Source organism: Bradyrhizobium sp. 197, assembly GCF_023073375.1.
Lineage (GTDB): Bacteria > Pseudomonadota > Alphaproteobacteria > Rhizobiales > Xanthobacteraceae > Bradyrhizobium.
Window position 1 is genome coordinate 11,224 of record NZ_JADPJJ010000040.1, and the last position, 16,571, is coordinate 27,794.

The following is a 16,571-nucleotide window of genomic DNA, read 5'->3' on the forward strand; positions in this document are numbered from 1 at the left end:
TGGGCGGGGACCTGGTGCGGCCGACTGCCGCTCTCATCGAAAGATACGGAATGTCCACCGTCACCAACATGACCCAGTTGAACGCCGCCATCGTTGCCGCCGATGGCGTCACCGCCCCCGGCACCGTGGTCACCATCACGCTCGGCAACGACATCAGCCTGGGCGGCAGTGCGCTGAAGGCGATCAACCTGCATGACGGCGTCACGCTGGTGATCGAAGGCGGCGGCCACATTTTGAGCGGTGGCGGCACCCAGCGCGGCTTCTTCGTCTATGCCGGCACGGTCGAGATCAACGATCTCGCCATCAACAACATGCTGGCGAAGGGCGGCAACGGCGGCCTCAATGGCGGTGGAGGCGCGGGCCTGGGCGGCGGGTTGTTTGTCGGCGCCGACGTGGCGGGCAACCCCGGCAACGTGACGCTGACCAATGTGACGTTTGCCAACAACAAGGCCGTCGGCGGAGCCGGCGGATCTGTCAGCCCGGAGTTTTTCATCGACCAGGGTGGCTCCGGCGGGGGCGGGCTCGGCGGTAACGGCGGCGACGGTGCTACAGATGGTGCTTTAGGCGGTTCCCAGCCCGCCGGAGGCGGAGGCGGGATCGGCGGCAACGGCGGCGCGGGTCACAGCGGCCTCCCGACAGACGGCGCAGCGGGTATCGTTCCAGGAGCGGCTGGCGGCGGCGGTGCCTTCGGCTATGACGACGTCCTCGCCGGGACGAATAGCCATGGTGGCACGAACGGTGGTGGCGGCGGCGGCGGCGGCGGCTTGCCGGACGGAACCGACTATGGCGGCGGCGGTGGTGGCGTTGGCGGCACAGCAACCACAAGCGCGGCCGGCGGCGCAGGCGGGTTTGGCGGCGGCGGTGGCGGCGGTGGCTTGGGCAGCCACAGTAACGACGCGGGCGACGGCGGCTACGGTGGCGGCGGCGGCGGCGGCGGGATTTATTATGGCATTGCTGGTGCCATAAACGGTGGCATTGGCGGGGATGGCGGCTTTGGCGGCGGCGGCGGCGGCGGTGGCGATTCCCTGAATGGCGGCACCGGCGGCTTCGGTGGCGGTGACGGGTATGGCGAGCATGGAGCGGCCTTCACTTTCGCAGGCGGTGGTGGCGGCCTGGGAGCGGGCGGCAACATCTTCGTGCAAGAAGGCGCTACGCTGAACATTGCGGGAGCTGGTTCGATCGCTGCCGGCACCGTCACCGGCGGCGCCAGCCTCTGGCAGGCGGGCCAGGCCTTCGGCAACGGCATCTACCTGCAAGGTAACAATACGCTGACCTTCAGCCCCACCGGCACACAGACAATTGCAGGCGTCATCGGCGACGACGGCGGTTCGGCGTTTGCCAACGGGTATCATGCCCCGGCCGGCTACACCCAGGGTGGTGTCGGCGTCACGGTGAACGGTACAGGCACCCTCGTGCTCGCAGGTAACAATACCTATGCGGGAGCGACCACGGTGGCCGAGGGCCGGCTGCTCGTTGATGGCCAGATCTACTCCGCGGTGACGGTCGAAAGCGGCGGTACGCTTGGCGGCACCGGCAGGATCGGATTTTTCTTTACACCGAGCGAAGTCGAGAGCGGCGGCAAGCTCGCTCCCGGCGATGATGGTGCAGGAGTCTTCTCCTCAGGCAGCCGCATGGACTTCTTGTCCGGCGCGACGTTCGCGGTCCAGCTCGGCGGGGCGGCGGCGGGTCAGTTCGATCAGCTCGTGGTTCTCAGCGGCTTCTCTCTTGACGACGGCGCGATCCTCGACCTGTCGCTGATCAACGGCTACGTTCCGACTGTCGGCAGCAGCTTCCGTATCATCGACGATAGGTCCGCGCCGGGGGACAGCGGCACGTTCGCGGGTCACGCGGAGGGCAGCACATTCATCTCCGGCGGCGTCAAATATTCGATCACTTATCAGGGTGGCGACGGCAACGATGTCGTTCTCACGACGCTTTCGACAAACGCTTCGCCCGTCGCCGCTGCTGATACCGGCAGCGTCACGGAAGACACCACGCCCAACCCGATCACCGGCAATGTGCTGACCAACGACAGCGACCCCGACGGCAACGCGCTCAGTGTAACGAGCTCCGGCACGTTCAATCTGGCCCATGGCTCGCTGGTCATTCACGCTGACGGCAGCTACGCCTACACACTGGACAATTCCAATCCGGCCGTAGATGCGCTGAATACGGGCCAGACGCTGGTCGATCACTTTACCTACGGCATCAGCGACGGGCACGGCGGCACCAACTCGGCCAGCCTCGATATCACCATCCATGGGAAGACGAATTCCATTCCGCCCGATGTCACCGGCGCGGTCACGCTGGCCGCAATTGCCGAGGATTCCGGCGCCCGGCTGATCACGCAAGCGGAGCTTTTGGCCAATGTCACCGATGTCGACGGCCCGTCGCTCACCGCGACCGGTCTGGCGATCGCGACCGGTACAGGCACGCTGGTCGACAATCACGATGGCACCTGGAGCTACACGCCCGGGCTGAACGACGACACCCAGGTCAGGTTCTCCTATTCGGTCACCGACGGCTCGACCTCGTTGGCCGACAGCGCGACGCTCGACATCACGCCTGTCAACGATGCGCCTTTTGTTACCGGCGCGGTCACGCTGGCCGCGATCGCCGAAGGCTCAGGTGCGCGGTTGATCACCCAGGCGCAGCTTCTGGGCAACGTCACGGATCCGGACGGGCCGCAACTCACGGCGACCGGTCTGGCGATCGCGACCGGCGCGGGCGCGCTGGTTGACAATCACGACGGGACCTGGAGCTACACGCCGGCGCTCAATGATGACAGTTCGGTCTCGTTCGCCTACCAGGTCTCCGACGGCACGACGTCCGTTGCTGATAGCGCGACGCTCGACATGACGCCGGTGAACGACGCCCCCGTCGTCGCCGGGTCGGTGACGCTTGCCGCGATCGCCGAGGATTCGGGCGCGCGCCTGATCACGCAGGCGCAGCTTCTGGGCAACGCGACGGATGTCGACGGGCCGTCGCTGACGGCAGCCCAACTTGCGATCGCGACCGGTGGAGGCACGCTGGTCGATAATCACGACGGGACCTGGAGCTACACGCCCGCGCTGAATGACGACCATTCGGTTTCGTTTTCCTATTCTGTCACCGACGGGACGCTATCGGTGGCCGACAGCGCCACGCTCGACATCACACCTGTCAACGATGCGCCGGTCGTCGCGGGCGCGGTCACCTTCGCCGCGATCGCCGAGGATTCCGGCGCGCAGCTGATCACGCAGGCCCAGCTTCTCGGTAATGTCACCGATGTCGATGGACCGTCGCTGACCGCGGTCGGCTTCGCGATCGCCTCCGGCTCGGGCGCTCTCGTCGACAATCATAACGGGACCTGGAGCTATGCGCCGGGATTGAACGACGACAGTTCGGTCGCGTTCTCCTGGCGGGTCACCGACGGCACGACGTCGGTCGCCGACACCGGCACGCTCGACATCACGCCGTTCAACGACGCGCCTGTCAACACCATGCCGGCGTCGCAATCCATTGTGCCGAATAGCAATGTCGCCATCACCGGCCTTGCCGTCGCCGATGTCGATTCGACAGCGCTGACCACCACGCTTCACGTCGAGCATGGCGCGTTGATCGTCGGGGCCGTCGGCGGCGGCGCCACGGTCGCTGGCAGCGGCTCGTCCACGGTGAAGCTGACCGGCAGCGCGGCGCAGATCGACGCCGTGCTCGGCACCGCCAGCAACGTACTCTATCACAGCACGTTCGATTTCAGCGGCACCGACCACCTCACCATGACCAGCAACGATGGCGCGCTCAGCGATATCGACGTCTTGAATCTCAGCGTCTTCCAGCAGGTCCAGGCGCAGACCTTCGGCGACATCACCCGGCCCACGATCACGCTGGACGCCACCGGCCACATCATTCTGGACCAGCCTGCTATCGAGTTCGCATCCGCCTACGGCATGAAGGGGCTCTATCTCGGGCTGCCGTCATCGACGCCGTTTCCGCCGGTCCACGTGCCCGATTTCCACGTGTGATGCGAGGCGGGGGTAACCCGCTTTAGTTGGCGGCTGTGGCCTCCGGGGAACAGTCAAGCCGATCAATTCCCGGTAACAGTCACAAAGGAATCCGGAGAACGTGAAGTGAAAAAAGTCCTGAGCGCCGTCGCCCTTCTGACCCTGGGCTTTGTCCTTCCCGCCGCCGCAGCCGATATGCCGGCCCGCTACGCCAAGGCACCGGCGATGATGCCCGTGATGTACGATTGGAGCGGCTTCTACGTCGGCGCCAATGCCGGCGGTGCCTCGAGCCGCAAATGCTGGGACTTCACCACGCCGGCCGGCGCATTCCTGGCGGCCGAGGGCTGCCATGACGCCACCGGCGCGGTCGCCGGCGGCCAGGTCGGCTTTCGCTGGCAGTCGTCGAGCTTCGTCTTCGGCCTCGAGGCTCAGGGCGACTGGGCCAACCTCCGCGGCTCCAATGCGAGCTTGATCGCAGCGCCGTTCACCAACGTTTCGCGCGTCGACGCCATCGGCCTGTTCACCGGCCAGGTCGGCTGGGCCTGGAACAACGTCCTGCTCTACGCGAAGGGCGGCGCCGCCGTCGTGGCCGATCGTTTCCACGTTGAGACCACCGCGGGCAACGTGCTCGCCGCGACCGCAAGCAACGACACCCGCTGGGGCGCCACGGTCGGTGCCGGCGTCGAATTCGGTTTCGCACCGAACTGGTCGGTTGCCGCCGAATACAACCATCTGTTCATGCAGGATCGCCTGGTGAGCTTCGCCAGCGTTCCCGGCGGCGGGCTTTTCGGCACCGACCGCATTCGCCAGGACGTGGATATGGGCACGGTCCGCATCAACTATCGGTTTGGCGGCCCGATCATCGCCAAGTACTGATCAAGGTCCTGGAGATAGGTGCTGCCGATAAGCGTCACTGATTCAAGCCCCGGCGTCGTCCGGGGCTTTTTTGCGACTTTCGGTCGGCGCAGCAAGCCGGCCACCAGATCCTGTTCATCGAAGCCTCGGTCGCCCTCAACAAGGGCGAGATGCTGAACCAGGAGCACACGCCCGCGAAAGGCGAGAACCCCGTGCTCGGCGGCTATGAGGTCGGGATCGGTTTCTCCGGGACCTGTACGGCGGACAGCGGCGAGCTCGAAGGCATCGCGCTCGCCGGCAAGCGCAGCCTGCGCCTTGCAGCCTCGCTCAAGCTGATGCGACGGGCGTAGCGTCCCGTCATTCGTTATCGCAGCTTGCCGAGCCACAGCGCAGAGAGCGACGGGCGATTGCGCACGCCGAACTTGGCGTAGATCGACTTGACGTGGAAGTGCGTGGTGTTCGGACTTTGGTCGAGCTTCTGCGCGATCTCCTTTTCCGCGTGCCCGTCGAGCAGTGCGAGCAACACCTTCCGCTCGGCAGGTGTCAGAGGCGCGTCGGCGATGAGTAGGCCGTGGCTGAGCAATTGTTCTCGGTGGAACCATCTCAAAGCGCGCATCACGAAGCCGAGACGCTGGCCGTCCTGCGCCGTAAAGCGGGGTGCCTGGGCATCGCGAAACACGAACAGGCGAATCCTTACGTCGTCATTGAGCGCAATGCGCACGGAAATACTGTCGGCGAAGCCGACGTCCAAATAGTGCCGCCGATAGTGCTCGCCTTCGAACCATTCCGGCGGCAGCGCTTCGAACAGCAGGCGGACGCGGAAGGGCTCATCGCCCGACATTGAAAGAATCTGCGACAGGTCGACTTTGTCGGACCAGAGCGTATCGAACTGCTTCTGCACAGATGCCGCCACCGCCGGTAAAGGGTCCAGCACCCTGACGAGGCGCGGCCGCCAGCCGAGTAAGGGATCGTCCCCCTTCGGCGAAGGCAATCGCACGACCACACCCCAGAGCACATTGCGTGCCGACAACATGGTACGCAGGGTGGACAGCAGGTGGGTCAGCGCGGCGTCACCGTCGGCGACTGGGAAGTCAGCCAGTTGATCCCAGAGCGCATAGACGTCTTGATTTTGCGGATCGATGGGATCCGTGGAGAGATGCATGTCATTCCCAAAGCGTGCGCAGAGTTCTCCGATTTCGGAGGTCGCTGACCTGCGCGGACATACATAAAGCACAGCGAACCACCTTTCTAGGTAGTTCTCAGACGCATCAAGTGGCGTGATAGTGAGCGGGGGGCTGGGAAGACGGATTCTCCCACTGTAACGACATTGGGAGAACAACGATGACCGCTGTTTTTGACCCCGAGCGGACTCCAGCAACTCAGCATCCGTGGTGCGCGTTTGGGTTTGCTATCTCAGGCAACTGTGCCTTTGACGCAACGGTCACTATCAAACTCCGGCCCGTGGTCCAACGGCGGCATCTTTGATGCGCGACAGTAGTCTCCAGTGAAGTTCAATAATGGAAGAATGGAAATTGCGATGGTGCGGCAGCAGCTCAATCCGCACCATCGAGCCCGGTCGGATACTGCACTAGCGAGATCGCTCGCACGGCTTGTTCGCCCACTGGCGACGGGGGTGTTCAGCGTGGCAGTCGCCGGACTCACCAATCTGGCGTTTACCGAACGAGCCGCCGCGCAAACATGGAATGGCGGCCCGAGCGGATTTTGGAACGACGCGAGCCATTGGTCTCCAGCGGTCGTTCCCAACGCGGTCGACGCAGTTGCGACTTTCGTTGCGGTCGATCCTGACGTTAGCTGGGCCGTTGTGGTTGGTGGTCCGTTCACCATCGGAACGCTGAACCTCAACAGTTCCGCCGCCCACAGCAACTTTTTTTTCCAGCCGGGTGTCTTCCCATCGGGTACGTTGATCATGCAGGTCAGTGCAGGATCGGCGGCCATTAATGTGCAGAGCAATAGTAGCGAGGGCTATGAGGACTTCGGCGGCAACGTAAACCTGCAACTGAATTCCAATACCGTGTTGACCACGGCCAGCGCGGCAGAGTTTCGAACAACGGGCCTTATCACCGGTGTCGGCGCACTTACGATCGCCGGTTCTGGTATCGTGAGGCTGGAGGGGGCAAACACTTACACCGGTGCGACAACCGTCAATGGTGGATTGCTCGTCGTCGACGGCTCGATTGCATCGTCGATCCTCACCACCGTGAACGCAAGCGGCCGGCTAACCGGCGTGGGCGGTGTCGGCGTCACCCAGATCAATGCGGGTGGGTTAGTGGCGCCAGGCGCCATCGCTTCGCCGGGAACGTCCATGACGCTGACCAGCCTCGCGATGCAGTCCGGGGCGCAGTATGTCGTGTCGGTCAACCCCGCGACCTCGACCTTTGCCAACGTGACCGGTAATGCGAACCTCGGCGGCGCCACTGTGGCGGCGAGCTTCGCCGCCGGAAGCTACGTCGCGAAGCAGTACACCATCCTCAACGCGGGCAGCATCACGGGCACGTTCGACCCCACGGTCTTGAATTCCGGGCTTCCGTCGGGCTTCCACACCACCCTCGGCTACGACGCAGCCGCAACCCAGGTCTATCTGAACCTTGTCCTGTCGTTCGTGCCGCCGTCCGGCAACCTCAACCCCAATCAGCAGAACGTCGGCAACGCGCTGACCAACTTCTTCAATAGCAATGGCACAATCCCCATCGTGTTCGGCAGCCTGACGCCCACCGGCCTGACGCAGCTTTCGGGTGAGGTCGGCAGCGCCCCCCAACAGAGCACCTTCAACGCCATGAACCAGTTCATGGGCATCATGACCGATCCGTTCATCGCCGGCCGTGGCGAGGTCGGGAGCGTGGGCGGTGGCACGACCGGCTACGCCGACGAAGAGCTGGCCTACGCGGCCAAGCGCAAGCGGAGCGACGCGCTGGCGGCGATCTACACCAAGGCGGCGCCGCCTATTCCGTTCGTGCCTCGCTGGAGCGTATGGACGGCGGCTTACGGCGGATCCCAGACGACGGATGGCAATGCCACCACCGGCTCCAACACCGCGACGTCGAACATATACGGCACCGCGGTCGGCGCCGATTATCGCTTCTCGCCATCCACGATCGCCGGCTTCTCGCTCGCAGGCGGCGGAACCAATTTCAGCGTTGCCAACAGCGGCTACGGCCGTTCGGACCTATTCCAGGCCGGTGCCTTCGTCCGGCACACTATCGGCGCGGCCTATGTCTCGGGTGTACTCGCCTACGGCTGGCAGGACATCACCGCCAATCGCATCGTGACCATCGCCGGTACCGATCAGTTGCAGGCGCGCTTCAATGCCAATGCCTATTCGGGACGGCTCGAAGGTGGCTACCGGTTCTTGGTGCCCAGGATGAACGGCGTTGGCTTCACACCCTACGCGGCGGGCCAGTTCACGACCTTCGAACTGCCGGCCTATGCGGAAGGCGTCATCTCGGGCACCAACACTTTCGCACTTGCTTATGGTACGAAGAGCGTGACCGACACCCGCAGCGAACTCGGTTTGCGCACCGACAAATCCTTTGCCATGCAGACGGCGATCTTGACGCTACGCGGCCGCGTGTCCTGGGCGCATGATTTCAATTCTGACCGCGGCATCGGCGCGACGTTCCAGACGCTGCCGGGCGCCAGCTTCTTCGTCAACGGGGCGGCGCAAGCCTCCGACTCCGCGCTCACCACCGCATCCGCCGAGACCAAATGGATGAACGACTGGTCGAGCGCCGCGACCTTCGAAGGCGAGTTCTCCAACGTGACGCGCAGCTACGCCGGCAAGGGCGTAGTGCGATATGCGTGGTGAGATTCTGACAATCCGAAGATCAATGCTCGCTGTGTTTTTCAGCGCGTGTCGGTCCAAGGCGAACACAGCTACCCACGATTCAAAGTATCTCTCACGGAGGCCAAAAATGAAAATAAAGCTTGCAACTGCTGCCATTCTTTTCGCTTCGACAGCCATCGCCTCGGCTGCCGATCTTGCCACGAAAGCGCCTTACGCCCCGTTGCCGGTCTGGAATTGGACGGGCTTTTACATCGGAGGACATGTCGGCGCCGGTTGGGGCACCACTGAGAGCACGATCGCCGCTGTCACTCCCGCTGCGGTAGCACTCGTAGGCGGACTTCCCTTTGGTCAAAACAGCAGGAGCGGCGTCCTCGGCGGTGGCCAGATCGGCTACAACTGGCAGTCAGGCTGGGCTGTATTCGGTGTCCAGGGCGATATCGCAGGACTGGATGTGAAGGGCACGCAACCTTGTCTCAGCCTCGGTATATGCACGTCGAAAAGTGACTGGTTAGCGACCGTATCCGGGAGATTTGGTGGTGTCGTTGCCGATCGGACTTTGGTGTATGTCAAGGGCGGCGCGGCGTGGTTGAGGAGCGACCACAGTCTCGCCTTCCCACCCGCTTTCGGCCCATTTCCTGCGACCAGCGGCAGCACGACGGCCGTGGGGTGGCTGCTCGGCTTTGGTGCTGAATACGCGTTCACGCAAAACTGGAGCGCATTCATCGAATACAACTACATGGATTTTGGCAAGAAGAGCATCTCGATGGACCTCTCGCCCCTCGTCGCCGTGGCGGGGACGACGGCCACCATTGACGTAAAGGAAAAGCTCTCGGTCGCGAAAATTGGCGTCAACTACAAGTTCTAAAGTTGATCATCATCGTAGTGAAAGCCCCGGCTCCGGCCGGAGCTTTTGCGTTCGAGCGATCGCTTGGGGATCGCCGACGAGCCCTCGCTTGCTTTGAGTCTGAGCGCGGTACCCGGAAGCAACACGCAGCCGCTTTCACGCGGATTGTGCGGAAAACGTTCCGAGCCAGATTGTGCGCATCGCGGTTGTCGTGTCCTATATTTGTGGCTGGAAATCGGGGCTGTGATTGTGAGACGTCGAAGTTTTTACGCGACCGTCGCATTGGTCGTGTTTGTATCAGGCATTTCCGCCGCGCGATCCGCCGATCTGTCGGTCGGTGTGCCGCCGCCGGTTGCGTCCTGGACCGGCTTGTATGTGGGCACACACCTCGGCAGCGGTTGGGGCTACGATGCCTGGCGCAGCGGCAGCGGCGCGCTCGCGCCTTTCACTCCGTTCTTCGGCGAAGCCTCGAGCGACGGCACCATCGGTGGCGCGCAGATCGGCTATAACAAGCAAATCGGCCGCTGGGTGCTCGGCGTCGAGGCGGATGCGAGCGTCGCGGACCTGCAAGGTATCGCCGAATGCGGGAATAGCGTCTGGATCTGTCGCACCCGCACCAATGCGCTTGGCACCGCAACCGCGCGGCTTGGCTTCACGGTCGACCAGTTCTTGCTTTACGGCAAGGGCGGTTTTGGCTGGGCGCGCGAGGAGCTTGCGACGACGCCGTACCCGACCTTCGGAAACGTCAATCAGTTTTACGGCAGCGCGACGCGCCTTGGCTGGACCGCCGGCCTTGGGCTCGAATACGCCTTCGCCCCCGGGCTGTCCGCGAAGATCGAGTACGACTATCTCCACTTCGGCGACAAGACCACGACCCTGACGGACCAGTTCGGCAATCAGTCGAACGTCGCGGTGGGAAGCGACGCGCAGCTCATCAAGCTTGGGGTGAACTACCATCTCGGCGAGGGCATCCCGTCGTTCGCCGTCGGGGCCGGCCCGGTGTTCGCGGCCGCGCCGACCGGCAACCGCAACTGGACCGGCTTCTATGTCGGCGCCCATGGCGGCGGCGGCTGGGGACGTACCGATTGGGAGCGGGCTGACGGCTTGTTCAACGCGTTTGGCGACCTCATGTTCGCCGGCACCGGCGTGACAGGCGGCATGATCTTTGGCGGCCAGGCCGGCTACAACTGGCAGTTCGGCCGCTGGGTGACCGGCATCGAGGGTGAAGCCAGCTGGGCGGATTTCGACAGCAACGCCAAATGCGCAGTGGGCACGGGGCTCCTGTCCTTCAATTGCCATACCCGCATCGACGCGCTGGGCTCGGTGACCGGCCGCCTCGGCACGACCTACGGCAATTTGCTCATCTACGGCAAAGCGGGCGCCGCCTGGGCCCACGAGGCGCACGAGGCTGTCACTTCGTTGATTGACCTCCCCGAGTTCTTCCCTCCGGACAATCGTTTCAAGGCTGATGATACCCGCTGGGGCTACACGGTCGGCACTGGGCTCGAATACGGCTTCTCGCCCGCTTGGTCCGCCAAGGTCGAATACGGCTATACGTATTTCGGCAGCAAGACGTTCACCTTCACGGACCAGTTCGGGAACGCCTCGAACGTCCAGCTGATGCAGGACCTGCACACGGTGAAAATGGGCGTGAACTACAAGCTCGGCACTGATCCGGTAGCCGGTGCCTACGCGTCGATCGCGCCGTCGAAATCGTACGTCAAGGCACCGCAGATTTGGTCCGACTGGGTCATCGAGGCGGGGGCGCGCGCCGTCGTGAGCAGTGGCCGCAAGGCCCAGGACTTCGGCGATACCCCAAGCCTGGACTATATCCAATCGCGCCTCACTTATACGGGCATGACCAACTACGCCGCCGAGATCTTCGCGCGACTCGATCATCGCAACGGCATGTTCGTGAAAGGCAATTTCGGGCTCGGCAACTTCGTCGGCGGACAGATGTACGACGAGGATTTTCCGCCCAGCCTGACGCCGTACTCGAACACGGTTCAGCAACAGCGCGACGGCCACCTCCGCTATGGAGGGCTCGATGTGGGATATAATCTCATCAAGGGGCCGGGCGGAGAGCTCGGTCCCTATGTGGGCTATCGCTCATTCTACGAAAGTGGCCCGACGCACGACTGCGTCCAGATCGCGTCGTACCCCGCCTGCGTGCCGGCGATTGCGCCGGAAACGTCGCTGGCCGGCCTCAGCGAAACTGAAATTTGGCGCGGCGTCGCGGTCGGCTTGAATACGCGCGTCCCGCTCAGCGACCGCTGGAAGCTCGAAATCGATGCCGCCTATCTTCCGTACGTCAACTTCCAGGGGGAGGACAATCATTGGCTCAGGCCCGATATCAACCCGGGCCCTGAACAAGGCCACGGCTGGGGCACGCAAATTGAGGCGATCGTCTCCTACGCGATGACCGATCGCTTGAGCGTCGGTGTGGGCGGCCGTTACATGTATCTCGCGACCAGCAGCGCCTACACCCAGACTGCTGGTGTCCCAGGCATCCAGCCCGAAAAGTTCTATACCGAGCGTTGGGGCGGCTTTGTGCAAACCTCATACCGGTTTGGCGGGGACCCTCGCGCCGCAACGTCGGCCGCGCCGTACGACAAGGCGCCGGCAGCTCCGCGGGACTGGACCGGAATCTATTTCGGCGGACATCTCGGTGGCGGCAGCGGATACAGTGACTGGGCCGATCCGTACCCGTGGATCGGTTTTGGCGATCGGGTGCGCGCGGGCGGCGCGGTCGCGGGCGCACAGGTCGGCATAAACTACCAGCGCGGGCACGCGGTCTTCGGGCTCGAAGCCGCCGGCTCATGGTCGCAGATCGAGGGCACCTTCACCTGTTTCGCGGGCTTCCCCGATCCCGCGGCCGCAGCGATGGATTGCGGCTCGAGGTTGGACCGGATCGCAACCTTCACGGGCCGCGTCGGTTACGCGGCCGACAGCACGCTCTATTACGTCAAGGCCGGCGCGGCGCTGGGTCACACCAACTTCATGCTCAACGCCGATCCGGTGTTCAACAAGCTGGGGCTCGGCTTCACGGGCGGGATCCTCAACAGCGATACGACGGCCTGGGGCTGGACCGCCGGCGCGGGCATCGAGCACGCGCTCGACGCGCATTGGTCGGTCGTGGGCGATTACAAATATGTCGACCTCGGCACCACCACAGTCACCTTCGCCAACGCGCCGGCGCCGCTGGCAGCGGTGCAGTCGGAGACAATCAAGCAGCGCTATCACGTGATGACGCTCGGCGTGAACTACAAGTTCGATTGGACTTCGTTCGCAGGGCGAACCGCGCCCTAGCGCCTTGTCACGGCGTGGGGCACGCTGCCCAGTCTTCACCCAGGCCTTGACCGGCGCGCCAGCCTGCTGTTGCGTGCCTGACCCGAGGGCGCCGATGTGGCCGTCGTGGCGAAGACAGCAAGTCACATCCGCAGGGCGGAAGGCCGCGCCACGACGAATTCGATCGCGGTGCGGACCCGCCGAGGCATCGCGCCAGCGCCCCGCTTGGGCCAGACAATCTGGAGTGGGATGGGGGCGGCTCGTGGCGGACGAGGATTTGCTCGACGATCCCCTGATCGATGAGCCTGCGCACCTGCCAGAGCGGCGCGAGTCCGATGCCACGGCCGGAGGCGCTCGAAACGTTGGCGTCTATCGTACGTCGCTGCACCGATACGCCAGCGGCGCTCAGAAACCCCGCTTGGCAATTATTCTTGCGCTACGCTCAATCTAAATCCACAAGATATGCTAGGACCAAGTCTTCGGTCTGAGCTTGGAGAGCTGCGTTTCGATAGATGACAATCTCGGCTTCATCAGCCCTGCGAACTGTCAACTTGGCCGTCGAGGAGCAAAGCGGAAGGCCGTTCGATGTAATCGCGGTCAAGTCATCACGAACCCAGTCCTCTTTGCACAACTCGAAGGCTTCCCGGAAATTCTTTGCCTCAAACGCGAAGATAGCTTTGCCCTCAACTTCCATCGCGAATACCGAACCCGAGAAAACAGTCATTGACACTCACTTTCCATCAGCATCGGACACCAACTTCGGCGATTGTGCTTCGGCTTGCCTCATCAGCGTCCGCGAAAGTCATTGCCAAGGGACCGCCCGGTGGGGCTTCGTGTCCCACAGCCATTGCCGTCCTAACCAGACGGCTTTTTCGATATGTCGGCGCGATTCGTCCGAACCGGCGGTACTTCCCCATCCAGCCATTCCTGCTCTTCGGCCAAAGACCGCCAGGCCTGTTCCATGCGCCGGTACCGCTTGTAAGCTGGGCTGTCCTTGGAGGGCTCTCCTTCTGCGAGCATGGCGCAGTTGTCGGCGTTCTCCTTGTAGATTTCTGATGGCTTCATGACAGGCTCCTTCGCCACGAAGGTAGTCCGGGGCCGTAAAATTTCGATAACCGGAAGGTTCTCGAAGTTTCCTGAAGCGGGTAATAACTCAGAAACAGTCTGTGGACCGTTCGAGACGTGCCGAAGGCGGGCAGCTGATTGTGGGATAACGCTCCGGCACGCCCGCTTATGTCCCAGAACTTGATCTTGTCTTGGCTGTGGCGTCTCTCGCGAGCATTCCCGGCGGAAGCACCCGGTTTGTAAATCATCTGCTCTTGCCCGCAATTGCCCGCGAACCCGCATCGTCGACATGTGTTGGTCATCTAAAACTGGACAAATCTTTCCATTGAGGATGGCCGCTACTGGCCCATCACTTCCGTTCGCGCGGTGTCGCTGGAGTCGGCTCACAGGAGCAGACCGGAAGTTTGCAGCCGAACGCCGGTTCGGCAGCTTGTGACCCTAAGCAGTCATCGAGGAGGAGCCGTCCGCGACTGTGGAAGACCCGCGTAGCACTCGATCCCGAGTGATAAATCGAGCTCCACAAGTCGAGCAAGCATTACGCTGGACAATTCGTCGGCGAGAAAGCCGTCCATGAATTTAATAATGATGCTTGCAGTTCCACCGTTGGCTTTGACCTCCGAAAAGAACGCCTTGTGAGGCCCCAGTGCGTCGATCAGACGTGACAATTCAGACGCAAAGCCTGGATCTTCGACGACGTGTTCCGTGCTGCGCCGCCATCGCGTGTTAGCATACGTTCCGGATAGAGGCGTGCCCTTCGGGGTTCTTCGGGGAGCGCCGAGACAATGAGTGATGTCGGGCTCCATTCCTAGGATTTTGGTGATTTCGTCCGGCACCAAGGTTGGATGCACGATGAACAGGTCGAGAAAGAACCTGTACTCACCCGCGCTGGATTGTTCGGCCATTGGGCGCTCCATATACTGAGCGGTTGCTTAGTCGAGCGCAGCCACGAATGTCAATTTCCGGTTGTGGCCCGTCGCTTCCGTTCGCGTGGCGCCGCGACATGTCGGCTCAGAGGGTAGACGCGTAGTTTGCAGCCGGGCGCCAGTTCGTCGGTCTGTGACCCATTGCAGAAGTGAGACGGCGTGGTGTGTTCTTTGGGCGGTATTGGAGACCATCGTACTCCGACGCCTTCAGGCGATTGCAGTAACCGGATCTTAACCAAAAACTTGAGCGGGGAATTCACCGATGCACTCTACCCAAAGTGGGGCTTTGGTCGAACGTTGAGGAGCGTTGAGCGGAGGTGAAAGGGGTGCCAGGCATGGAAGTACAAGCAGCAAGGTCTCTCTTCAAGACAATCGGCTTCGTATTCGGGTTGTTCTGTCTTCTTATGACTTATGCCTCGGGCGTTCGTCTTTACGAACACGTGCTGGGAGGCCGATCAATGCCACAGCACGCGGTAAGCCTAGTGCTCGACGTGGGCGGGAATGTCCTCCTTTTAGGCATGAGTTGCTGCGGGGTGATTGCAGTATTGCTCATCAGCCCAAGAGGGTTGGACGGAGTTATAGGAAACTGGCCATATATCCTTCCTGCCGTGTTGGTCGCTGTATTTTGCGCGACGATGGCCGCTACACTAGGCGCCAGACAAATGACCTGGGTTCTTCCTGCGGCCAGTCTTTTCGGCCTTGTTGGACTATGGGCCGGGTGGAGCGTTCTCAGACAGCATGGGTTGCCGATCACTACCCGCGTCTCGGATATGTCCCTGATCCAAAGACAGAGCGAGACTAGTCCGTGACGGGGCATCCCGAACCTAAGTCAGCTTGTGGCCCGTTCCGGACCAACTGCGCCGGTTCACTATGTCCGCTGTTCGGGGTAGACCGGAAGTGACAGGTAGACGTCTGCACCGACGCGATTGACCCATCGCCGACTTGAGCGACACGCCGGCCTGACGTGCAGGGATCGAGTTCCGTTCCCTAAGCTTTGGGCTATCGTCATAACCTTAGCTAAACCAAGCTTGGCAGCGAGAGCTTTACCAATAACCTCTACCTAAGGTGGCGGCTACGATTACGGAGGTTTGCGTGGGTTGGAAGCTTTTTGCATTATTCGCTGTCGTGCTCGCGTGTTATGGCATCGCCGATGCAGGGACTTTCGGCGCGACGCAGATTGTCGACCTTGCAATTGAGGTGCTTTCGGCCTGCGGTCTTGTGCTAATGGCGTTCAAAATTGATTTCCTTCCCGGGACTTTTTGGCGCGGGTTCGCTGGCGCATATTTTGCGTATTATGCTATTTGGTTTGCCGAGAAGGCTTTTATCACCCACGGCGGCCCCGCTTCCGTCATCATCGAAAATGCGCTCACATACGCTGTATTTCATACAGCTGTCGGCTACGGGCTTTGGCTGAATGGTTCGACGCATGAGCAGCACGGCCCCGTGCGTCAGATCACTGGCTAAGATACACGGCAAAAACGCACTGCACTATGACGATCGACAAGCTGCTATGTCTTTGGCATCGCACTGTTGATGTCCGGATTTGGCCGATTTTGTTGCAAAAGTCGGCTGCAATGGATTTGGCCGCTAGGCCTTTCGTTGAGCCGCGCTCTGAAGCGCTGGCCCTGACGCATTTTAAGCAACTTCGACGCTACGCTACGCGATGCGCAGAGCCTGAGCCGGTGGCGGTCGTGCGACGAGCGATGCAAATTGCCTCAGATTCTGGGCGATGGCGGCTAGAACAAACTCATCCTGGGCACCTTGCGGGCCGCGCAATCGGAGCCGACCAAGCTTCAGGATGCGCTTCAAGT

The 16,571-nt window shown here is 62.3% G+C and carries 10 protein-coding genes and 2 pseudogenes; 7 read left to right on the plus strand and 5 right to left on the minus strand.

The features are described from left to right. The first annotated feature begins 50 nt into the window (after positions 1–50). The 3 genes and pseudogenes from IVB27_RS42960 to IVB27_RS09290 form a co-directional block, all read left to right on the plus strand. Positions 51–4,004 (plus strand): cadherin-like domain-containing protein, encoded by a 3,954-nt coding sequence (locus tag IVB27_RS42960; RefSeq protein WP_256468293.1) that lies wholly within the window; start codon positions 51–53, stop codon positions 4,002–4,004. A gap of 105 nt (positions 4,005–4,109) precedes the next feature. Then, the gene (locus tag IVB27_RS09285; protein WP_247443061.1) at positions 4,110–4,859 is read left to right on the plus strand and encodes an outer membrane protein; all 750 of its coding nucleotides are present in this window, start codon (positions 4,110–4,112) and stop codon (positions 4,857–4,859) included. A gap of 140 nt (positions 4,860–4,999) precedes the next feature. Next, positions 5,000–5,188: pseudogene (locus IVB27_RS09290) on the plus strand (GrlR family regulatory protein); the annotation flags it as partial. A 14-nt stretch (positions 5,189–5,202) separates the two neighbouring features. On the opposite strand, the gene IVB27_RS09295 reads toward IVB27_RS09290, so the two are convergent. Further along, positions 5,203–6,000: a helix-turn-helix transcriptional regulator gene (locus tag IVB27_RS09295; protein ID WP_247443063.1), complete on the minus strand. Its 798-nt coding sequence runs from the start codon at positions 5,998–6,000 to the stop codon at positions 5,203–5,205. A 480-nt stretch (positions 6,001–6,480) separates the two neighbouring features. Between IVB27_RS09295 and IVB27_RS09300 the strand changes: the two genes are divergently transcribed. The 3 genes from IVB27_RS09300 (at position 6,481) to IVB27_RS09310 (ending at position 12,793) form a co-directional block, all read left to right on the plus strand. Further along, positions 6,481–8,661: an autotransporter domain-containing protein gene (locus IVB27_RS09300; RefSeq protein WP_247443064.1), complete on the plus strand. Its 2,181-nt coding sequence runs from the start codon at positions 6,481–6,483 to the stop codon at positions 8,659–8,661. Between the two features lie 106 nt (positions 8,662–8,767). After that, the gene (locus tag IVB27_RS09305) at positions 8,768–9,505 is read left to right on the plus strand and encodes an outer membrane protein (protein WP_247443065.1); all 738 of its coding nucleotides are present in this window, start codon (positions 8,768–8,770) and stop codon (positions 9,503–9,505) included. A gap of 222 nt (positions 9,506–9,727) precedes the next feature. Beyond that, complete coding sequence (locus IVB27_RS09310) at positions 9,728–12,793, plus strand: outer membrane protein (RefSeq protein ID WP_247443066.1); 3,066 nt, start codon at positions 9,728–9,730, stop codon at positions 12,791–12,793. 421 nt (positions 12,794–13,214) lie between these two features. Here the strand turns inward: IVB27_RS09310 and IVB27_RS09315 are convergent, their stop codons facing one another. The 3 genes from IVB27_RS09315 to IVB27_RS09325 form a co-directional block, all read right to left on the minus strand. Continuing rightward, on the minus strand, positions 13,215–13,496 hold the full coding sequence (locus tag IVB27_RS09315) for a hypothetical protein (RefSeq protein WP_247443067.1): 282 nt from the start codon (positions 13,494–13,496) through the stop codon (positions 13,215–13,217). 131 nt (positions 13,497–13,627) lie between these two features. Continuing rightward, positions 13,628–13,837, minus strand: coding sequence for a hypothetical protein (locus IVB27_RS09320; protein WP_247443068.1), 210 nt, complete (start codon positions 13,835–13,837; stop codon positions 13,628–13,630). A 446-nt stretch (positions 13,838–14,283) separates the two neighbouring features. After that, positions 14,284–14,739: a DUF4279 domain-containing protein gene (locus IVB27_RS09325; RefSeq protein WP_247443076.1), complete on the minus strand. Its 456-nt coding sequence runs from the start codon at positions 14,737–14,739 to the stop codon at positions 14,284–14,286. 1,113 nt (positions 14,740–15,852) lie between these two features. Between IVB27_RS09325 and IVB27_RS09330 the strand changes: the two genes are divergently transcribed. Continuing rightward, complete coding sequence (locus IVB27_RS09330) at positions 15,853–16,224, plus strand: hypothetical protein (protein WP_247443078.1); 372 nt, start codon at positions 15,853–15,855, stop codon at positions 16,222–16,224. 192 nt (positions 16,225–16,416) lie between these two features. Here IVB27_RS09330 and IVB27_RS09335 read toward each other — a convergent pair. Next, positions 16,417–16,571: pseudogene (locus IVB27_RS09335) on the minus strand (IS5/IS1182 family transposase); the annotation flags it as partial.